The organism is Streptococcus sp. (assembly GCF_041802885.1).
Classification (GTDB): domain Bacteria; phylum Bacillota; class Bacilli; order Lactobacillales; family Streptococcaceae; genus Streptococcus.
This window is the reverse complement of the sequence record NZ_JBHCHN010000070.1, coordinates 1-19653: the sequence shown is the minus strand read 5'-3', so window position 1 is coordinate 19653 and position 19653 is coordinate 1. Positions and strand designations below refer to the sequence as shown.

20 protein-coding genes and 2 pseudogenes are annotated in these 19653 nt (G+C 41.4%); 7 read left to right on the top strand and 15 right to left on the bottom strand.

Going from position 1 to position 19653, the window contains the following annotated elements; genetic code table 11:
* Positions 1-12 precede the first annotated feature (12 nt).
* The 3 genes from ACEYCN_RS09310 to ACEYCN_RS09300 all read left to right on the top strand — a co-directional run bounded on the left by ACEYCN_RS09310 (position 13) and on the right by ACEYCN_RS09300 (position 1836).
* Complete coding sequence (locus ACEYCN_RS09310) at positions 13-792, top strand: replication initiator protein A (protein ID WP_373714001.1); 780 nt, start codon at positions 13-15, stop codon at positions 790-792.
* 164 nt (positions 793-956) lie between these two features.
* Positions 957-1253, top strand: coding sequence for a hypothetical protein (locus ACEYCN_RS09305; protein WP_373714000.1), 297 nt, complete (start codon positions 957-959; stop codon positions 1251-1253).
* Between the two features lie 184 nt (positions 1254-1437).
* Complete coding sequence (locus tag ACEYCN_RS09300; RefSeq protein ID WP_373713999.1) at positions 1438-1836, top strand: hypothetical protein; 399 nt, start codon at positions 1438-1440, stop codon at positions 1834-1836.
* 928 nt (positions 1837-2764) lie between these two features.
* On the opposite strand, the gene ACEYCN_RS09295 is transcribed toward ACEYCN_RS09300, so the two are convergent.
* Positions 2765-2968, bottom strand: coding sequence for a hypothetical protein (locus ACEYCN_RS09295; protein WP_373713998.1), 204 nt, complete (start codon positions 2966-2968; stop codon positions 2765-2767).
* A 262-nt stretch (positions 2969-3230) separates the two neighbouring features.
* Here ACEYCN_RS09295 and ACEYCN_RS09290 point away from each other — a divergent pair, with 262 nt between their 5' ends.
* Positions 3231-4460, top strand: coding sequence for an Mbeg1-like protein (locus ACEYCN_RS09290; protein ID WP_373713997.1), 1230 nt, complete (start codon positions 3231-3233; stop codon positions 4458-4460).
* 10 nt (positions 4461-4470) lie between these two features.
* On the opposite strand, the gene ACEYCN_RS09285 is transcribed toward ACEYCN_RS09290, so the two are convergent.
* The 3 genes from ACEYCN_RS09285 to ACEYCN_RS09275 form a co-directional block, all read right to left on the bottom strand.
* Positions 4471-5124 (bottom strand): DUF1803 domain-containing protein, encoded by a 654-nt coding sequence (locus tag ACEYCN_RS09285; protein ID WP_373713996.1) that lies wholly within the window; start codon positions 5122-5124, stop codon positions 4471-4473.
* Positions 5125-5178: 54 nt separating this feature from the next.
* Positions 5179-5619, bottom strand: a complete 441-nt coding sequence (locus ACEYCN_RS09280) for a rhodanese-like domain-containing protein (protein WP_373713995.1) — start codon at positions 5617-5619, stop codon at positions 5179-5181.
* Between the two features lie 87 nt (positions 5620-5706).
* Positions 5707-6642, bottom strand: a complete 936-nt coding sequence (locus ACEYCN_RS09275; protein ID WP_373713994.1) for a manganese-dependent inorganic pyrophosphatase — start codon at positions 6640-6642, stop codon at positions 5707-5709.
* 135 nt (positions 6643-6777) lie between these two features.
* On the opposite strand from ACEYCN_RS09275, the gene ACEYCN_RS09270 reads away from it, so the two are divergent.
* Positions 6778-8475: a M3 family oligoendopeptidase gene (locus ACEYCN_RS09270; protein ID WP_373713993.1), complete on the top strand. Its 1698-nt coding sequence runs from the start codon at positions 6778-6780 to the stop codon at positions 8473-8475.
* Positions 8476-8512: 37 nt separating this feature from the next.
* On the top strand, positions 8513-9457 hold the full coding sequence (locus tag ACEYCN_RS09265) for a DUF4767 domain-containing protein (protein ID WP_373713992.1): 945 nt from the start codon (positions 8513-8515) through the stop codon (positions 9455-9457).
* A gap of 34 nt (positions 9458-9491) precedes the next feature.
* Here the strand turns inward: ACEYCN_RS09265 and pflA are convergent, their stop codons facing one another.
* Together pflA and ACEYCN_RS09255 are read right to left on the bottom strand one after the other, a co-directional pair.
* Positions 9492-10280 carry a pyruvate formate-lyase-activating protein gene (gene pflA, locus ACEYCN_RS09260; protein ID WP_373713991.1) on the bottom strand — a complete coding sequence of 263 codons (789 nt, stop codon included), beginning with the start codon at positions 10278-10280 and terminating at the stop codon, positions 9492-9494.
* A gap of 63 nt (positions 10281-10343) precedes the next feature.
* Positions 10344-11678: a hemolysin family protein gene (locus ACEYCN_RS09255; RefSeq protein ID WP_373713990.1), complete on the bottom strand. Its 1335-nt coding sequence runs from the start codon at positions 11676-11678 to the stop codon at positions 10344-10346.
* Positions 11679-11852: 174 nt separating this feature from the next.
* Here ACEYCN_RS09255 and ACEYCN_RS09250 point away from each other — a divergent pair, with 174 nt between their 5' ends.
* Positions 11853-12632, top strand: coding sequence for an ABC transporter ATP-binding protein (locus ACEYCN_RS09250; protein WP_373713989.1), 780 nt, complete (start codon positions 11853-11855; stop codon positions 12630-12632).
* 51 nt (positions 12633-12683) lie between these two features.
* Here ACEYCN_RS09250 and ACEYCN_RS09245 read toward each other — a convergent pair whose 3' ends face one another.
* The 9 genes and pseudogenes from ACEYCN_RS09245 to ACEYCN_RS09205 all read right to left on the bottom strand — a co-directional run.
* A complete protein-coding gene (locus ACEYCN_RS09245) occupies positions 12684-13679 on the bottom strand; it encodes a type II toxin-antitoxin system antitoxin SocA domain-containing protein (RefSeq protein ID WP_373713988.1) in 996 nt (331 codons plus the stop codon).
* Positions 13680-13694: 15 nt separating this feature from the next.
* A complete protein-coding gene (locus tag ACEYCN_RS09240) occupies positions 13695-14102 on the bottom strand; it encodes a hypothetical protein (RefSeq protein ID WP_373713987.1) in 408 nt (135 codons plus the stop codon).
* Between the two features lie 120 nt (positions 14103-14222).
* Positions 14223-16151: pseudogene (locus ACEYCN_RS09235) on the bottom strand (recombinase family protein); the annotation flags it as partial.
* Positions 16152-16194: 43 nt separating this feature from the next.
* Positions 16195-16380, bottom strand: coding sequence for a transposon-encoded TnpW family protein (locus ACEYCN_RS09230; protein ID WP_373713986.1), 186 nt, complete (start codon positions 16378-16380; stop codon positions 16195-16197).
* Between the two features lie 142 nt (positions 16381-16522).
* Positions 16523-17476: a ketopantoate reductase family protein gene (locus tag ACEYCN_RS09225; protein WP_373713985.1), complete on the bottom strand. Its 954-nt coding sequence runs from the start codon at positions 17474-17476 to the stop codon at positions 16523-16525.
* A gap of 195 nt (positions 17477-17671) precedes the next feature.
* Positions 17672-17860, bottom strand: a complete 189-nt coding sequence (locus ACEYCN_RS09220; RefSeq protein WP_373713984.1) for a hypothetical protein — start codon at positions 17858-17860, stop codon at positions 17672-17674.
* Positions 17861-17935: 75 nt separating this feature from the next.
* A complete protein-coding gene (locus ACEYCN_RS09215; RefSeq protein WP_373713983.1) occupies positions 17936-18217 on the bottom strand; it encodes a CD1845 family protein in 282 nt (93 codons plus the stop codon).
* A 64-nt stretch (positions 18218-18281) separates the two neighbouring features.
* The gene (locus tag ACEYCN_RS09210; RefSeq protein ID WP_373713982.1) at positions 18282-18761 is read right to left on the bottom strand and encodes a DNA methyltransferase; all 480 of its coding nucleotides are present in this window, start codon (positions 18759-18761) and stop codon (positions 18282-18284) included.
* A gap of 147 nt (positions 18762-18908) precedes the next feature.
* A pseudogene (locus ACEYCN_RS09205) lies at positions 18909-19574 on the bottom strand (DNA methyltransferase); the annotation flags it as partial.
* Positions 19575-19653 lie beyond the last annotated feature (79 nt).

Here is a 19653-nt window from a genome sequence, read left to right as displayed (position 1 = left end):
GAGGGTCAAAAATTGCACATTGACGAAGTTAAAAACAATCAGTTTTATCAGTTTCCAAAATGGTTACTAACAGAGCCTTATATCGAATTAAGTCACAGAGCTATGTTGATGTATATGTTTTTGTGGGATAGGCGCGGATTATCTGAAAAAAATGGATGGTACGACGAAGATGGCAAAGTATATATTTATTTTACAAACGAACAATTTATAGAAATTCTAAAATGTTCAGAGCCAGCCATCATAAAATCAAAAAAAGAACTCACAGAAATTGGCTTGTTAGACGAGGTTAGGCAGGGTATAAACAAGCCAAATCGCTTGTATATCAACGGAACTAAAAATTCTTTAGTTCAGGACCTTAAAAATTTTAAGCACGGAACTAAAAATTCTTTAGTTCAGGACCTTAAAAATTTTAAGGGAATCAATACTAATATTATCAATACTAATATATCCAATACTACTACTAATAGCGCTGAAAAAAATGTCTTTGATTATTATCAACGAAGAATTGGTTCTTTAGACGGTTTTCAATATGAGAGATTAAAGGACTACATCGAAATAGATGGTATTGAACCTGAACTCGTTAAAAGAGCTATTGATAGAGCAGCGGACAATGGCAAGCGTAATTTTAGCTACATTAACAAGATTTTAAAGAATTGGGCCCAGAATGGCATTCGGACCATTGCCCAGCAAGACGAAGAGCAACGGAGCTTTGCGGATAGCAAAGCAAAGAAACCTGGCACATTCGAGCGCCCTGAGTATGGCCAAGGATATGATCCAGAACTTGGATTTTAGGAGGTACGGTTGCAACCGTTAGCCCTAAAAGCGACTGGAAACCAAATCTACTCTTTGATATGCAGCCGTATTCTAAAAGGATTGGAAGGTAATTCTTTCAAATAGTTTACTGTACAGGATAAGCGCTACTCAATCAATAAATTAAAACAAGGAGAGTAAACACCATGACAAACGAAGAATTTATTAAAGCTGGGGAAGATTTTTTTAATCGCTATTCTGACCACAGGTCAGGACTCGCACGCGCCGAAGGGAAAATGCATCCAGAAACACTAATACAGTTATTAGCAAACGCAGAAACAACCATAGCGAACTTGTTAAGAGTACTAAACATGGTAGGCATAACGAGCTATAACAATAACTCCTTACCGCCTAACGTGAAAAAGCTAATAAAGGTTCTAGACGTAGATGGCATTTATAGCGATATTTTCAAACCTAGCAACAACCCGCTAGATGATGAATAACAAAGAGAGGCATCTGCTTCTTTTTGCGGTTAATGAGAAAGAAAAAAGCCACGTTTTGGCGCGTGATTGAATAGAGAGCAAACTCCGAGAACACGCCTATACGGTATAATAAAAAAGCCAAAGCTTTCTGCCCTGACTAATAGTTTCTCACATAGACTATTTTATCATAAAAGGAGGGCATGGCGTGGAACTAAAACAGCTAGCCAAAAGAAAACTAAAGGAATTTCATCAATGGTGCAGGGTTTCAGTCCTTCATCAGGACCGGATACAGGTTGATAAGTATTGGATGGTAACACTATTTGAGTTTGACCCTGAGGACTACAAGGACAGGATGTACGACTGGCAACGAGAGGCACCAAGCGAAGTTAACGAGATATTAAAAGCTATCAACGAAATACCAAAACCAAGGCATAGAGCTGCCCTAGTTATGAGTTATATACTGCCTGAGAAAATACAGATAAAGGAACAAGCGCAGCGTTTAAGAATTGCAGAAAGCACATATTACTTAGATAAAGCGTTAGCGTTGATGGAATTTGCTAAAAGGTATAGAAACGGTATACTAGACCAAGACAAGAGTTGGTGAGCAATATACAGAGCACGGATAGTTTTTCTTCTCTTTCTCAATCCTATCGTGACTCAAAACCAGAACTATTTTTAGAACAGCTATCAATCTAAGGACTGCAGACAGCCCTAGTAAGATAGCGATGATGGCAATTGGGTCCATTGTATTTCCTCCTCTCCAATGATATAATAAGAGCAGAAGGAAAGCCATAGAGCTTTCCATACTCTATAATGGTTTTAGCGCTTGCGGTTGGTTCGCTTGCGCTTTTTTGGCTTATTGGGTGCTTTAGCGCCGTCCAACCCTCAATACTATCGAGCGACCAACTGACTAATTCTGTTGGTCTTTTATTTGCAATTCTAAATTAGTATGTAGATAACTGACCGATACGACAAATAGCATCATGGTAGGTTGACAAGCACTGTTAAGCCAAAATAACGATAGCAAACAAAAAAACAGATACAGCCTTTCTTCGTTCGGAAATACCCCCATCTTTATTTATCGGGGGTAGGTTTGTTCGTCTTTCAACAACGCCGCCCTCTTCCGTACACAATATTCCCTTTTTGAAATTTCTGGATACAGTAAAACACAGTAGGAAACAGTAAAAATGGTATAATACACCTATCAGCAATCAAAAAAGCGTAGCTGATCACTACGCTAGTTCTTGCCTGCTGAACTCATTTAATGATGGACCGTCTAGGTCCTTTTTTGTACTCCTTTTTGTGGACCTTGAGGGAGTACATAAGAAAATCTAATGATATATGATTTTTTCAAAAACCTAGATATATCAAGGGTTAGGGAGCCTTAAAGACATATAAAGTTAGGTATTTTCCATAATCTCTTCAAATGTCATGGTTTGCTCCTTTTCTTATCTTTTCATTATAGCATATTTTGGGAAAAAGAAAGGATTGGGTCCAGGCCCAATCGCGCTTGTTCAAGTATGGAAAAACGTTCAGTCACTTACCTTGGTGAAACGGTGGGATTTTCCGATGAGGCGGACCTTCTTGTCGATAGCCCCCACACAGGTACGGATATATTCGGCCTCGGTCACGTCGTGGTATTGGTGGATCAGGCCTGAAAGATACTCCACTTCCATGATACCATTCTCCCAACCCATTGATTTAATCATACGGGCCTTGACTGCTTTTCGTTGCATAGGTTACCTCTTCTTATTTGCAATCTGGACTTCTTTTTCATTTACCCAGCTGATGGGATTATTTCAAATTAACTTATTTCTAGCAAGAACATTTTCTCCCCTTATTATAGCATATTCGTCCTCCTTTTTTAATAAGGAAATTATCAGTAACAATGTTTCCAGAATGAACTATCATCCTCTGAGTTATCTTAGCTGAATACTTGAACTTTCAAGCCTTTCAAGCTATAATGCAGAGAGATTGTTCTTAAGAAAGTGAAAAAACATGCCAACCATTTTTGATTACCTAAAAGCCAACCAATATGATAGCTTTTACGACAAGGAGTTTACAGTACTGGATGCCTTGGCCTTGACGGAGCTAGCCTACCTGCCCTTTGAGGATTTAGTGCCTGCGGAAATCTCGGTCCAAAACTATATCTCCCTCCAGCATTTGGCGGAGCAATTTGAGGAAAAATTTCAGGGAAAATACCCGCCACTTGGCATGGTCAATGCCCATCGGCTCAAACTTCTCAGCTACCTATCCAGCTTCAAACGTTACAAGCATATCCGGGCTCTTGGCTTTGCCAATGATGTGAGTCTGGACAGTCAGAAACAGTTTGCTGCCATCACCTATCAGATTAGGCCCAAGGAATACCTGGTGGTGTTCCGGGGGACAGACGACAGCATCATCGGCTGGAAGGAAGACTTTCACCTGACCTACATGAAGGAAATTCCTGCCCAGCTGGCTGCCAGGGACTATTTAAAGGAGGTTCTTGACAAGCTGGATGGCAAGGTTTGGTTGGCAGGCCATTCCAAGGGAGGCAATCTAGCCACCTATGCCGCCTGCCATGTGGAGACTTCTATTCAGGACAGGGTTCAGAAAGTATATAGTTTTGATGCCCCTGGCCTCCACAGTTCCATCCGAAACTCTGATAACTTCAAGGCTATTGAAGGGAAAATCCTCTCCATTATCCCCGAAAATTCTATCGTTGGTATGATGCTGGACACTCCTGATACAGACCTAGTGGTCAAAAGCAAGACCTTCGGTCTTCTTCAACATCTGATGGTTTCTTGGGAAATTGAGGGTGATCAGTTTAAGGTTGTCCCAAAGGTGACAGAGGATAGCATCCAAGTTGACCAGACCCTCAAGACTTGGACAGCCAGTCTCAGCGAAGAGGAATTACGGGACTTCTTCGACCTCTTTTTCGGACTCTTTATCGAAGCAGATATTCACCGCTTCGGCGATATTACGGTCGATACCCCTAGAAAAATCCAAAAATTGATTGAAAACAGACGGAATCTGACCCCTGAACAGGCCACCATGATGGACAGACTGAGCCGCCAACTCATTGATACTCGGATTCAGGTTTGGAAGGACAGTTTGCCTGATCTTCCTAAGTTGACCCCCTTCAAACTTCCTGACCATTTTCAGGAAAAGCTCCCCAAATTTGACGAGCTGCATTTGACCGATAAAATTCGCTCACTGCTCCCAGACAAGCCAAAAGACGAAGCCTAGGCCTCGTCTTTTATATTTTCCTAAAAATCAGTTGCTCAGGATCCATCTCCATCGTCAGGGCATAGGTCTGAGGTGAGATTTCCTCCAAAAAATCTAAGGTAACCAGAGCCTGAACAAAAATATCTGGCCGTCTTTGGATGACCCGGTCTTTTCGGGTGAATTTCAACAGAAAACTGGTCATGTACTTGAGGGCGTAGTCTGGATTGACATCTCCCAGAATCTGATAGAGTTTCTTTTGGTCCTCAGAAAGTTCTTCCTGGGTCCGCATCTTGTAAAAGTAGGAATCCAGAGTCAATCTTTCCCGCATCAAATCCACTTCTTCCTCGATGACCAAGTCGTTGGTAGCGTTGGTCATTTGCTGGCAAAATGTGATTTCTTTGAGCTGGTCAAACAGTTCGGACTCCGTATCCACAAAGATTTCCTGGTCCAGACTCAGTCCCTCCAAGGAATCCAGTAGCCTAAAGGCATTTTGATAGCGGCGATTTTTCCGATGAATGTAACCCGCCTCGATATAGGCATCGAGCTGCCGGTCTAGATTTTTTTCCCCTTCAAAAGCTGCCTTTATTTGGCGCAGGGTCTCATCCTGATGTTCGTGGAGATAATGGATTAGGGCCTGAAAAAAAGGCTGCCTGGTCATTCTGTTTGTATGGAAGATTTTAATCATAGAACCATTATAGCACAGGCCCGAAAAAGCACAAGCAGCAAGCCAATCCTACTTCTATTCGATCTTTCCACCAATGGCCTCAACCTGCTCCAGTCCTCCCAAATCATAGACTTGACTAAAGCCTGCTTCCCGCAAGATTTCAACAGCCTTAGCCGAGCGAATGCCTCTTAGGCAATGAACATAGATTTTGGTATCTTTAGGTAATTCTGGCAAAATTCCGGCCTCCAACTCAGCAATAGGAAGGCTATCTGTAATACCAAAATTGCCAGCATTGAACTCATCCTCACTGCGGACATCATAGAACTTGGCGCCCTTTTCCACATCCGCTTTGACATCCGCAAAGGAAATCTGTTCTTTCTGGGCATCAGGACCTGCCTGACTCCAATCAATGGCCGAGTTCGAGTCAGACGAGGCAGCCTTTTGAGATGTGGCAGTTTGACAGGCTGTCAGCATAGTGAGAGAAAGCATGAGACAAAAAGTAATCATTTTTTTCATAGTAAGCCTATTGTATCAAAAAAAGCCTACTTTGGGGCAGAAAGAGCATTGGATAATGAAAAAAGGCAGGTGAACTGCCTTTTATGCTTACTTGTTAAAACTCTCTGTCAACTGAGGAACAACCTGTTTTTTCCGAGAAACGGCTCCTGCCAAGAAGGCATGGTTGTTTTCCAGAGTAAAGTTGAAGGCTGCTTCCACCTTGTCCATATTGGCACCAAGGGCTAGGATTTCAGAGTTGGAGTTGACAATGTCTGTAATCATGAGGACAAAGTCTGAGTAACCTTCTGTAACGATAGCTTCTGAAAGGGCGGCTTCAATTTCTTCCTGGCGTTCCAAAACTTCATTAATATCCACTGTGTTGACCTGAGCGACACGGACATTGTTACCATTGAGTTCAAAGGTTTTGGCATCGATGTCAATCAACTCTTCTGCTGACTTGCTAGCCAAGTTAGTACCAGCTTTAAGGAGAGCCAAACCGTACTCTTCCAAGTTGACACCTGCAATCTCTGCCAATTCTGCTGCCACCTGTGGGTCTGATGCGTGGGTGGTTGGCGATTTGAGCAAGAGAGTGTCAGAAATGAGACCAGACAGGAGCAAGCCTGCCACTTCTTTTGGCAGGGTGATGCCAGCCTCTTTTGAAGCCCGGTAAACGATAGAGGAGGCTGAGCCAACTGGCTCCAAGCGCATGTAGAGAGGGTTGGCTGTTTCAAAGTTTGCCACCCGGTGGTGGTCAATAACCGCTGCCACTTCCACCTCTTTGATGTCTGCGATGGACTGCTGGAATTCATTGTGGTCGGTCAAGATAACTTGACTCACGCCTTCTGCTACTGCGGATGTTACCACGCGCGGCGCAGTCACGCCAAAGTAGTCCAAAGCAAAGGCTGTTTCTTCATTAGGAGTCCCCAAGGCTACCGCTTCTGCATCACGGCCCCAAGCTTCGCGCTCCAAATAAGCCCAGCCATAGGAAGACGCAATCGCATCTGTATCAGGATTTTGGTGACCAAAAACTAAAAATTTTGCCATTTTTTAAAACCTCTTTTTCTATAATCGCTTTATTCTATCATAATTTTTAAAACTTGTGAAATCCCTTCTACCTAGATTTGCAAATCGCTTTCATTTGGAGTAAGATAGAAGTAGGAAGAATAGAAAGGAAACCCTATGAAATTCACAGACTACACTTATTCACGGCCAAATTATGATGACATCAAGGTTAAGATGGCTGACTTGACTGAAAAATTAGCAGTTGCTGCTTCGACCGAAGCAGCCCGCCAAATCGTGCAAGATATTACGGCTATCAGCTCTGCAGTGGATACCCAGATGAATCTCTGGAGCATCCGCCATTCCATTGATATGCGGGATGAGTTTTACAACCAAGAAACGGTATTTTGGAACGAGCATAACCCGCTCTTTGACGAACTCTGGACCAATTACTACCGAGTCATCGTGGACAGCCCTTATCGCCCAGACTTGGCAGATCTTTTACCAGAAACTTTCTTTATGCTGGCTGAAAATCGGCTTCAAACCTTTTCATCTGATGCCATTCCTCTTTTCCAAAAGGAAAATGAACTGGTGGATCAGTATAACAATCTCATGGCTACTGCTCAACTAGACTTCCGTGGTCAAACCTACAACCTCTCTCAAATGGGGCCCTTTAACCAATCTATCGACCGCGCTACCCGCAAAGAAGCTGCTGAAACCATGACCAGCTTTTTTGAAAAGCATGAAACTGACTTTGATCGCATCTATGACCAACTGGTCAAAACCCGGCATGAAATTGCGACCACTTTGGGATTCAAGGACTACGTCGAATACGGCTACAAGATGATGAACCGCTTCGATTACAACCGAGACATGGTCAAGGTTTACCGTGAAGAAATTCTAAAGCATGTAGTCCCTGCCGTGCAAAAGCTCCGCCAACGCCAAGCCAAACGCATCCAAGTTCCTGACCTTAAATACTATGACCTGATTTTGGAATACTTGGACGGCAATGCCACTCCAAAAGGCAGTCCTGAAGAATTGGTGGCACAAGCCAAAAAAATGTATCAGGAATTGTCACCTGAAACCGGCCAATTCTTTGATTTCATGGTCGAGCATGATTTGTTGGATTTGTTGGCCAAGGAGGGCAAGGATACGGGAGGTTACTGCACCTATATTGCTGACTACCAAAGCCCCTTCATTTTTGCCAATTTTAATGGAACCAGTGCGGACATTGATGTCTTGACCCACGAAGCTGGTCATGCCTTCCAGGTCTTCCGCTCTCGCTGGATTCCTTCTCCAGAGGTTATCTGGCCAACCTACGAATCCTGTGAAATCCATTCCATGTCCATGGAATTTATCACCTGGCCTTGGATGGAATCCTTCTTCAAAGACCAAGTAAACAAATATAAATTCAGCCATCTAGCCAGCGCCCTCTTCTTCCTGCCATATGGAGTTTTGGTGGACCATTTCCAGCACGAAATCTATGAACATCCTGAGATGACCCCGACAGAACGCAAAAATACATGGAGAAGACTGTCTGAACTCTACTTGCCAGACCGTGATGATTCTGAATCTGATTTTCTAAGCAGAGGCGGTTTTTGGTTCCGCCAAGGTCATATTTTTGCCAGCCCCTTCTACTATATCGACTATACTCTGGCCCAGGTTTGCGCCCTCCAATTCTGGAAACGCACACAAGTAGACCAAGACCCAACGGCCTGGGAAGACTATTTACGCATCTGTGATTTGGGCGGCACCAAGACCTTCCTCCAAATTGTAGAAGCAGCCAGACTCCAATCCCCATTCAAGGAAGGCGCCCTTGAGTCCACCATCACTGCCGCTATGTCCTATTTGGATAGCATTGACGATACAGAGCTCTAAATTTTTCATTCCAAATAACATAACTGGAGGTATGTCTATGAAAAAATATAGTCTCTTCGCACTCACTTTGCTCGCTATTTTAGCTCTATCGGCCTGTAGCAAACCAACATTTGAGGATACGCGAAAAAGTACCAAGCAAGCTACAACCACTAGTCAAAGCACCAGTAAGGAAATCACAACAGAAGCCTCTACAGAGGCCGGACCTTGGTCAGAGAAGAAAGAGCAGCAGTTAGCTGATTTTATCAAGAAATGGGGTCAAACTTTCTCCCCAGCTCAGACCTATGTCCAATATACTCCTGAAAAAAATGGGAATTTTTATGGAGTAGCAATCCCCAATGAGCTAACTAAGCCCAAGAACTTTACTCTTGACTTTAATGGGGAACAACCTACACTAAGCTGGTCCAAAAATGGCAACGCACCATCTGGCCAGTATGCCTTGGTAGCGACCTACTCAGATATTGAAAATAGTCAGAGTCCAAGCTCCCATCTTTATCTCTTTACCATCAAGGATGGCAAACCTCAGGTATGGATTAGCGAACAAAATCAGGGAAATTCCGAAAATAAATTCTATTTTACAGAAACAAAGAATGTTGATTTAAAAAACTTCTTCGTTTCTCTCGTGACTGAACAACATCCAACCACTACCTCTAAACCGGCAACCAATCCAGCAATAGATACCAAAAACCTCTCCATCCAGCAATGCTCCAATTGGGCCAGGGCCCATAAGGCAACGGGATATGGTTCTCCCTATACCAAGGATGATTTTCTTGCTGAAGTGATTGGCATTGATAAATCATCAGACGGACTGGTTTATATCGAGGTTCGTGAAAACCACGATAGTCCAACCATGCGGGCGAACGGAGCGGACCCAAATGTAGCCTCCAGTGCCTCACTCTACCGCATCAACGCAAATGGCCAACTCGAATTGAGAGACATCGTAACCGATAGTTACTCTGTCGTTGCCACAGCTTATTATGAATAAAGTAAAAAAGCTTGGAAATTCCAAGCTTTTTTGCTTATCCCTTGATCCGATTCAGATAATCTTGATAGGATTCTGTTTCCATCAACCTTTTCGCATTTTCAACCCGTTCCTTGCTTGGGGGCTTGGTCCCTTCCAACGGGTATGGACGGCCCAATTCCCGCCACTTAAACTCACCCAGATTGTGGTAGGGCAGAACCTCAAAGCGCTCAACATTTTTCAGGGTCTTGACATAATCACCCAAGGCCTTCAAGTCTTCATCTCGGTCTGTCAGACCTGGAACCAATACGTGGCGAATCCAGACAGGCTTGCCAATTTCAGACAGGTACTCCGCACAGGCCAAAATCGTTTTATTGCTGTGGCCGGTGACAATCTTGTGCTGGTCGGGATTGATTTCCTTGATATCCAACAAGACCAGGTCTGTAACTTCCATGAGCCGGTTGTATTTTTCCAAATAACGAGGGGTATTGCGGAAGGTGAGAGCACAAGTATCCAAGGTCGTGTGAATCCCTTTTTCCTTGGCCAAGGTAAAGAGAGCAATCAAAAAGTCAATCTGAATGGTTGCTTCCCCACCAGAAACCGTGATACCGCCATCCTTGCCCCAGAACATCTTGAACCGAAGGGCTTCATTGAGCACATCCTCAGCCGTCCGCTCTCTGGCATTAGGATTGACCAGGTCCCAGGTATCGGGATTATGGCAATACTGGCAGCGCATATGGCAACCCTGCATAAAGACAACAAAGCGGATCCCAGGTCCATCAACAGCTCCGAAACTCTCGGTTGAATGAACCAAACCAGTGACTTTTCTGTAATCTACTTCTTCCATTTCTTCCCCTACTTTCTATATACCTATTATAGCATGATTTCAGAGTAAAAGACCAAACAAAGTTTAGTCTTTCTCTTCTTCTACTTCTAGTTTAGTAATGAGAACCTTTAACTTGGTCACGCGGCCGTTTTTGACCTTGTCGTTCATCATGACCAGGTGGTAATCGCCACTGTCCACTTCATAGGTTTCTTTTTCATCTTGGGTCGGAATGGTGCCAACGCCAGTCAGGTAGTAGCCTGCGATGGTGTCCACATCATCGCTTTCCAGACTGGTTTCAAAGTAATCATTGAACTCATTGAGGGTCATGGTTCCTAGGACAATATAGGTGTCTTCTGCAATTTCACGGACAAACTGTTCTGCCTTATCCGTTTCGTCATCGATTTCACCCACAATCTCTTCTAAGAGGTCTTCCAGGGTCACCAAACCAGCCACACCACCGTACTCATCCAAGAGGATGGCCATCTGGTTTTGTGTATTGCGGAGCTGTCTGAGCAAATCGTCCACAAAGATGGTTTCAGGAACAAAGAGCGGTTCTTGCAGAATTCGGCGAAGAATGATATTGTCAAAGCCATTGCGGAAACCTGCATCCAAGAGACGCTTGGTATGCAAGATACCAATGATGGTATCGCGGTCCCCGTCATAGACAGGAATACGGGAAAAGTTCTGACGGAGAATCGTCTCCATATTGCCCAGAAGGTCATCATTGATGTCAATCATGAAGGCATCGGTTCGAGGCACCATGACCTCCCGCGCCAGCATTTCATCCAGAGAGAAGATCCCTTGCAGCATCTCGATTTCTTCTGCATCTAGGGTCTCTTCGCTCCGCGTCAGCATATACTCGATCTCATCACGGGTCATCTGCTCATCCGCATCATCAAAGGTCATGGGAGTCAGGTGACTGAGCAGGTTGGTCGAAGCTGACAAGAGCCAGACAAAGGGACTGACCAGCTTGCCTAGACCAATGATGATGGGAGCAGACCGAACAGCCAGATTTTCCTTCATGTTCATGGCAATGCGCTTGGGATAGAGCTCCCCAAGGACGATGGAAATATAGGTCAAGAGGGCCAAGGCCAGCCAGTAACCAGCTGTTTGGGCAGTGGCAGAATTCCCCATCCACTCAGCAAAAACAGCTCCCAAATCATTGGCCAAGCTGGCCCCTGACAAGATATTGATCAGGGTAATGCCGACCTGGATGGTGGATAGAAAATTATTGGGATTTTCCAGAACCTGCTGGAGTCGGACGTATTTCTTAATTCCCTCCTGGGCCTTTTGCTCGACACGCGAACGATTGAGCGAGACCAGAGCCATCTCAGATGCTGAGAAGAAGGCATTTAAAAGGGTTAAGAACAATAAGACAATGAGTTTAAGATAAATGGTCTGACTACCGGGGTCTTCCATGACAATCTCCTGTTTCTTCAGAATAGTACTCCCATTATATCATATTTTAGCCATAACGGAAATAGCAGGCTTTTCAGCAGAAAAAATGTTCTGTTTTTCCAAAAAGAAGAGGAATCACGCACGGACTCCCATTTTATGATACAATGAAAAAAAGTGTTGAAAGAGAGATGAAACATGATTTTATCCATGAAAGAGGTCACCTACCGCAGGCAGGGTAACAATATCCTTGAAAATATCAGCTGGGAATTTGAAAAGGGACAGACTTGGGCTATTTTGGGCCTCAATGGCGCTGGAAAATCCACACTCCTGCGGATTTTAACAGCTGAGTTCTGGAAATCATCTGGCGACTTGTCTGTCTTGGGAATCCAGTTTGGCAAAGGCGATATCCCGACCCTGCGCACCAAAATCGGCATCGTCGGCTCCTTTCTAGCCGAGCGCTTTCCCACAGACCTCCTAGCCGAGCAGATCGTGCTGACTGGCAAATACAAGTCCTCCATCCTCTACCGGGAGTACGGGCAGAAGGAGCTCAATGAGGCCATTGACATGCTGACCAGTATCGACGGAGCTCACCTGGTCGGCCGAACCTATGCCAGCCTCTCTCAGGGCGAGCGCCAGCTCCTCCTCATCGCCCGCAGTCTCATGGAAAGCCCTGAACTTCTCATCCTGGATGAGGCCACAGTCGGCCTGGACCTGCTGGCTAGAGAGCGCCTCCTCAAGCACCTCCATCACATCTGCCAGCTGGAAACCGCCCCTGCCATTATCTTCGTCACCCACCATGCCGAAGAAATCACCGCCGACTTTAGCCACGTCCTCCTCCTCAAAGAGGGCAAGGTCCTGGCTCAGGGCCCCAAGGAAGACATCCTCACAACCGACCTCCTCGGCGACTTCTATGGCAACCAAGTCGAGCTGATCCCGCTGGGAGAAGAGAGACTGTTTATTAAACCGAAGTTGTAGATAGAAAAATACCTCTGACCAAATATATTGGTTAGAGGTATTTTTGAATGTTTAAAAATGAAGGCGGGAAAATCGTTCATTTGAGTAGGCAGCTATGTCATCAACCGTCAGCATGTCATATTTATCCCTCACTCTCACAAAGAAATCTGCAATCAATTTTTTCTCAATAACAACGGTTGAGGGCTCATCTTCTTTCAAATCTCCACGCGTCAGTAGCCAAGGGCTCTCTTCGTGAGTGAATTTTTCTAAAACCTTCCCGTTATAGACACTAAGGTGGTAGATAACACTGTCCAACACTTGGATTTCCTGATCGGTAAAACAGTGCCTATAATCGTAGTCGCTTTCTAGCACAATCGGCTGCCAGCCAAATTCCTGGTATTTTTCATAAATATCTCGATAAACTGGACCATGAACCCAACTCTCACAATCACTTTGGAACATAAATTCCCCCGTAAAGGCAACAGAAAAACCTTGAACATAATACAAGAGTTTCTGCAGTGCTAAAGGAGTAATTTCGTTATTTTTTGATAATAAATAATTGGCAGCCAAATGCTCTTTCGGCACCTCTCCGTCTGCTATGAGTTTTTCTGTCGCTTTGAGACTTTTTTCATACGTTGGGGAACTTAAGCTCCCTTTCGCATCTTTTAACAAGGTCAAAAAATAATCTGGCTCTTTAGAAATGCGGTAAAGAGTATCAGAATAGGAGCATTTGGGGAGGTCTCCTTTTAAGTAACGTGGGATGGTATTGATGCCCCAGCCCAACAATTCCGACAAAGGCTTGGCACCAATGGCGTATTTTTTCAAAAGACTAGTTATTTCTGAGATAGAAATTAAGTCATTAGCCTTCCGATAGGCGTCATAAAGGGCCTGCCTATTTGCAGTGTCTATGTCCTCCACAAAAACAGGCTGCGTACAAGCATCACAAAAAGCCTCCTTGCCCAGGAAGGTATAGTCTGTTCCTTTTAATTTCCGTGTCATTTCACGCTCTTCAATATGATAAGTAACATCGTCTAAACAATGTTCACAAAATATTTTTTTTTCTGCCATGATAGACTCAACTCCTTATTTCTTGAAATAATAACTCATCGGCCTTTCGGCCTCATGAAAGGAAACCACAATTGTTTTTAAACCCGTTGTTTTACTGGTGGCAAGGACAAATTTTGCATAAACTTGGACCTGTCTTTCGTCACCAAAAATATCTGTTAACAGAAAGTACGGACCAAATATAAAATAATCATCATGATTCTTATAGACATTAGGAGACTGAACACAGTCACAAAAATCACGAACCTCTATTTTAAGTATTAATTGTTTGCGCTTTTCTTTATCCAAATTAAATTCATCCGCAAATTCATCATTCTTCACCCTATTCTCACCAGTACTAATGATAAATTTGTTCTGAGAAACGAGCTCCTTGATTTGACCCAATACCTCTTCAATCTCTTGCTCTGAATATTTCTGTACTGACAACCCACTCTCCTTTACCAGGTCAGTATTTCTATAAATAGTTTATCATTTTGGGGGTGTAAACGCAAAACAAAAGCACCATTTTTATAAAAATGGTGCTTTTTTCTTTAATGTGATAATTCACTAAAGTAAATCATCACTAAAGAATTTACTAATGGGTTTCCAATGAATGCTATCCGTCATATCTTCTTTCCAACTTGTATTGTTGAACAGCATACCTATTACTTCCCCATCACTATTCTTAATAGGTCGAACAAAGGCAATTTTGGCACCATGAGGATTCGTTTTTGGGTTTTCAGACCATTCTCGCAAGGCTTTAAATTTTGCTTCTGAATATCTGTCAATATTTTGTTTGTTTCCACCCTTCGTTTCTACAATATATGTGACCCCGTCCCTGCCTTTGAAAATATAATCTGGGAAAAATCCTTCGGCTTTGTGACCATAGGCAACTGAAAAGTACTTTTCTCCTCTATCTTTACTGCGATACCACCAAGCAACTTCCGTCGTTTCTTCAAGCCACTTCTCGAATGCAATTTCAGGAGCCTTACTATTACCCCAGTTATTTTCTCCATAGCCTTGATAAACATTCTTTGTGAAAACATTCCTTGATTGCCCTTTCAAAACTTGGTACATTTCATATTTCGGTAAAACAAATGGAACCAAATCCACTTCGTCATGACTGATACCATACTCCAAGGATAGTTGCTTATCAAATAAACCTTGCGCATCAGCATTTTTTACAGTATTCCTAATTAAACGATAGTTGTTAATAACAAATGCCATAAATTCTGACGGTTTGAGAGTTAAAAATCGTTTCTGGGGCTCTTCACTACGGTTAGAAAAAAGCTCAACTAGAATAGCGTTGACATCACTGGCAGTATCTCGATATAAATGAGACTGAATTTTTTGTTCTGCATTAAGTAAATCAAGTCGATTCCCTTTGAGATTGACTGTCACACCAACTTGATAACTTTGTAGCTTATCGGAAAGAATATCTCTTTCCAGTTTGTCAGATTGACTCAGTTTCTGTCTAATATTTGTTCCAAATTGATAACCGAAACTCTCTAGCTTTTCCTGATTCTGATAGCCGTTTTGCTCCACCAGACCATAGTCTTTTTTAAATTGACTTCTAAGCGCTGCAACAACTTCTGCATTCGTCAATCCTGACCTAGCATTAGGTTTAACTGAAATCAATTGAAAATCTGGAACTCCCTCTTGCAATTCATAAGTTGCAATAAAACTCCCTTCTCCTTTCCTTAAGACATCAGCAATGTAGGATTGATCATTTGAGTATATGAAGGCATTATCTAAAATAGGATTATCTTTAATTTTTTCTTTTAACTCTTCTATCATTTTTTGTTTTGTAATAATCTGTTTCTCAATCTCCCTAATCTTTAGAAGATAGTTTTTTCTGAATCTCTCAAACTCTTCTGTGGTAATAAGTTCTTCTTCCAGATCCATATAAAGAGAACCTCTAAGCCTTTCATACTTTTTCTTTTCCACATTTAAGGAGTCGAAATCAGCCTTGATTGTGAGCTTAGAAACATCAATCTTACTTAACTTTTTAAGAAGCTCATTATATTTTGAAAGATAATCATTAAGAGCGTGAACGGTAGCACCTATTACATAATCCTCTTTAATGCTGTGTCTTGTACATTCGCCCTTGATGTTATATTCGGAACATATATAAAAGATGTTGTAGCCGTCTTTTGACTTGACCTTTCGTCTAATCATCGGGCTGCCACAATCTTTACAGTAAAGCATTCCAGACAGAATGCTCGGATTTTCTTTTGAAGCTTTTACATCACGAAGCAGCATTTTATTTGCCAGTGCAAATACGGATTTGAAAACAATGCTTTCGTGAGCATTTTCTATTGTGATCCAATCATCCTTTGCTACATCGACTTCTCTTTTGGATTTGTAGTTGAGCTTTGCCGTCTTGCCTTGTTCCAACACGCCGATATATACCTTATTGGTGATGACCCTGTTGACCATCTTGGCATCCCACTTGGCATCTTTTACGATAAAGCCCGTATTAAAGTTATCGCCTTTATAGATTTTGCCGTTTTTCCTGTTGCTACTTGTCAAGGACTTTTTAATCAAAATCATCTTTTTTTTCGTCCGATTTTCTCCTAAGCTCCCTCAGCATGATTCTTGCCAACTTATCTTGCATTGTTTCTGTCGCATTTTCATTGAAATGGACAACAACCTCATAGGTGGTCTTTCCAATCTTTCTCTTTGTGCTAATGCCGTTTTTATCCTTTTTTTTCAGTTCTTCCATAAATTCTCCTTTCCGTTTTTTGGATTTTTGACAACAAAAAAGGAAGTATCGGCAATTTGCTTTTACTTCCTCTTGGTAATATCCTATTTGATTTTTTTACTTCGACAAACTGGAATTTATGAAGCTGAATTTATCTACGAATTTATCTATTAAAGATTTTATCCATATTTGAATAAAATAAGGGTAAATCCAGATTTTCTTGCTTCCCAGCCTCATAAATACTTTTACATCCATACATAATGTCTTTTACATCATTATGTAACGTCATAATTCTGCTTGTGAGCTCATTTCCTGCAAACATTCGTTTCATTATCATACCTGCGACAGCAGAAGGTATTTTGTAAGGAAGAAGTTCATTTTTATATAATTTCAAATTGACCCCTCTAGCTTTTACTACTTTAACAGTTTCTCTTACCGATTTCACTGCTATAGATAATGCGTGGGAATCTCTCATAAGATTAATCGCAAGCTGTTTTGGGTCATCAATTTTTCCTGCTCGTGCAGCAGTAGAAGTAACACCTGCATTTATTGCCATGTGAATCCATATCCATTCCACCATATCATAAGGAACTTCTGTTTTTAGGTCTGTAGATTTAAGAAGTTCTATCAAATCTCTATAGTTTGGAATGCTTGCTTTTTCCTTGCTTTCAAGCATTATATGGTCAAATAGAACACAGTTCAACTCTTGCTGTATCATACTTCCACCAGCAGTAGGAAATCCTATAATGTATTTAAAATTACCTACTATTTCTTCAATCTCTTTGCGACTGTTCCAAAAGTTACAGAATAATATCAAACTTCCCGTAATGTTGTTTTGCGAAAGTGTTGCTATAGCATCTTTTATTTTTCCGCGTGAAACACTCAAAAGAATAAAGTCATAACTTGTATCCGGTTTTGCAAGATTTACAGTGTATGTATCTGTTTTTTCTTCTCCCTTATTATCATAACGTCCGTCTAATATAGTTATATTCAGCTTTGCTGGAACATTTTGTTTTTTATTTTCCCTAACTAAATGCTCAATCTGATGTCCTGCTTTTTGAAATACATATCCATAAGTTGTACCTATCACACCTAAGCCTAAAATACATATTTTCATTCATATACACCTCTATAAATTCTAATTTGTCAATTTCTCATCCATCCCATTATATCACTTTTCTCATATTTTTCCATTCCATCAAGCTGAATATTCATTCTTGTAACCATATTTTTATTTAACTCACTACAAAACGGTGGTAAGCATTTTAAGGCTCTTTTTCTCTCTCGGCTTATCCTTGTACCTAAATTATATTTAGAAACAAAATAGCTTCTTATTTGATAGCTGCTTTATATTCTTTTTCAGAAATGACAAACCAGCAATTCCAGAAGCATATAATCCGCCACCTAAAACAATTGTGTCATATTTTAGTACATCGCTAATAACTGCTTTTTTTTGTTCCAACACAAGGAAAACCTGTTTCTTCTGAAATCCAATCTGCATATTTCTTTGTAGATCCATATTTTGATTGATATAAGATTATTCCATTCATAAATTCCTCCACAACTTCAAATTTGTCTACACTGCCTTAATCTTATCATTTATCAATTCAATAAACGCTATCACAGTCGCTCCTATCATTGGAAGCCCATAAGGACTAAATAGGAAACCGAGAACTAAACCCGATACACCTATACCGACTTCTCCTTGAATGAAAGAAGCTAACGCCCCAAATATGCAGAACACCATAATGATATACAGTAACGCTGTTCCAATGCCAAGTAGGAATGTCAGGAAAGCAGTCAAAATTGATAAGACAAGACTAAACGGAAATAAGAGTATTTTTATTATCCATCGCATACACCACCTCTTGTTTCTTCGGCTTATGTGCTGCTTACAACCATTATTTTAGTAGATAGTGGCTCTAAGCAACACATAAACCATCATTTTCTTCAGTTTTTAACTTCGGTAGAAGCTTCAAAACCTTTGATTTAACTGAACTATTTGCCTCTGTCATTATTATGACACGAGACCCAGCGAAGAAGTCTAAAACTATAGCATTCCTATTATTGGCCATAAAAACTAAATCATAAATAAGTTCCACTGGTTTAGCAAAATCAAAAACAGACATTAAACCTCCAAAAAGTTTCTTTAATGATTGACTCCCCTTTGAATTGACATATTTATCTTGAAACCAAGTTGTAAACTGCGTTCTATCAGTTTTTTGACCCCTTACCTTTTCATAAACAACATACCTTCCATCTTCCTTAAACTCAAAAATGACATTATTATTTTTAACAGCTTCAAGTAACTTTTTCTTTCCCCAACGCCATCTACCTTCGCTACCATCACTCCTAATTGGATAGACATCTGTTCCATCAGGAGCTACTATCGGAAACCACATTGTTGGTGAATCTTCTCTCCTGGACCCTGCTCCCTATTTATTTAATTCTCTACCTTTTGCATATCGTCCTTGTTCATCTTCTAAATCCAAAATAATTTTTTCTTTTTCATAGCCTGTAAATACAGTCATTAATTCAATGCTCTTCACATAAATTAATACATAATCGTGAACTCTCCTAATGTTAGTTGATTGACTGCCACCTTCAATTACCTGCCTGGTTATCTGTGCAATAAAATTTTTACTTCCAAAAATCTCATCACACAGTAACTTCAGCTGTGCCTGTTCATTATCATCTATCGAAATAAATATTACTCCTGTATCAGATAATAGTCTTCGAGCAATCTCTAACCGTTTACTCATAAAGCTTAACCACTTTGAATGAGAATAGCCATCTGTTTTATCTACGATTTTGTCATTATAGATAAAGTCCTTGTTGCCTGTATTATATGGCGGATCGATATAAATGACATCAATTCTACCCGTATGAGTTCTTTCTAGTAAATGAAGACTGTGTAAATTATCCCCCTCCAAGAGAAAATTGTAATCCTTATTCTCAGGGTTTCCTCTTATTTTTCGGGTCTCGTCTTCAATGAAAACAGGTATCTTTGTTTTCATTTCTTCCTCGACCAATTCAGCGTGTTCTTCCCAAACCAATCCATACTTCTTGGTATTAAGAAGCTTCAAGATTTTTTCGAGATGAGCTACTTCTTCGTTTCGACCATCTAACCTAGCTTGGTCAATAAGAGTTCTCACATAGCCCAAAGCTTCATTTTTCTCATTTTGATGGGGACGTTCATTGAAGTCTCTTGGCATTAGAAAACACCTCCAAACTCATAGATGGCAGGTGTTTTTGGGTATTCTGAAAAAAAGTAGTCGTTAACTACTTGCTTGC

Excerpts from the sequence above, each read along its gene's own strand:
- ACEYCN_RS09250 (WP_373713989.1), top strand. The coding sequence starts at position 11,853 with ATGATTTTATCCATGAAAGAGGTCACCTACCGCAGGCAGGGTAACAAT.
- ACEYCN_RS09230 (WP_373713986.1), bottom strand. The coding sequence starts at position 16,380 with ATGGAAGAACTGAAAAAAAAGGATAAAAACGGCATTAGCACAAAGAGA.
- ACEYCN_RS09270 (WP_373713993.1), top strand. The coding sequence starts at position 6,778 with ATGAAATTCACAGACTACACTTATTCACGGCCAAATTATGATGACATC.
- ACEYCN_RS09305 (WP_373714000.1), top strand. The coding sequence starts at position 957 with ATGACAAACGAAGAATTTATTAAAGCTGGGGAAGATTTTTTTAATCGC.
- ACEYCN_RS09280 (WP_373713995.1), bottom strand. The coding sequence starts at position 5,619 with ATGAAAAAAATGATTACTTTTTGTCTCATGCTTTCTCTCACTATGCTG.
- ACEYCN_RS09285 (WP_373713996.1), bottom strand. The coding sequence starts at position 5,124 with ATGATTAAAATCTTCCATACAAACAGAATGACCAGGCAGCCTTTTTTT.
- ACEYCN_RS09225 (WP_373713985.1), bottom strand. The coding sequence starts at position 17,476 with ATGAAAATATGTATTTTAGGCTTAGGTGTGATAGGTACAACTTATGGA.
- ACEYCN_RS09215 (WP_373713983.1), bottom strand. The coding sequence starts at position 18,217 with ATGCGATGGATAATAAAAATACTCTTATTTCCGTTTAGTCTTGTCTTA.
- pflA (WP_373713991.1), bottom strand. The coding sequence starts at position 10,280 with ATGGAAGAAGTAGATTACAGAAAAGTCACTGGTTTGGTTCATTCAACC.
- ACEYCN_RS09290 (WP_373713997.1), top strand. The coding sequence starts at position 3,231 with ATGCCAACCATTTTTGATTACCTAAAAGCCAACCAATATGATAGCTTT.
- ACEYCN_RS09295 (WP_373713998.1), bottom strand. The coding sequence starts at position 2,968 with ATGCAACGAAAAGCAGTCAAGGCCCGTATGATTAAATCAATGGGTTGG.
- ACEYCN_RS09210 (WP_373713982.1), bottom strand. The coding sequence starts at position 18,761 with ATGTGGTTTCCGATAGTAGCTCCTGATGGAACAGATGTCTATCCAATT.
- ACEYCN_RS09245 (WP_373713988.1), bottom strand. The coding sequence starts at position 13,679 with ATGGCAGAAAAAAAAATATTTTGTGAACATTGTTTAGACGATGTTACT.
- ACEYCN_RS09220 (WP_373713984.1), bottom strand. The coding sequence starts at position 17,860 with ATGCAGATTGGATTTCAGAAGAAACAGGTTTTCCTTGTGTTGGAACAA.
- ACEYCN_RS09265 (WP_373713992.1), top strand. The coding sequence starts at position 8,513 with ATGAAAAAATATAGTCTCTTCGCACTCACTTTGCTCGCTATTTTAGCT.
- ACEYCN_RS09275 (WP_373713994.1), bottom strand. The coding sequence starts at position 6,642 with ATGGCAAAATTTTTAGTTTTTGGTCACCAAAATCCTGATACAGATGCG.
- ACEYCN_RS09255 (WP_373713990.1), bottom strand. The coding sequence starts at position 11,678 with ATGGAAGACCCCGGTAGTCAGACCATTTATCTTAAACTCATTGTCTTA.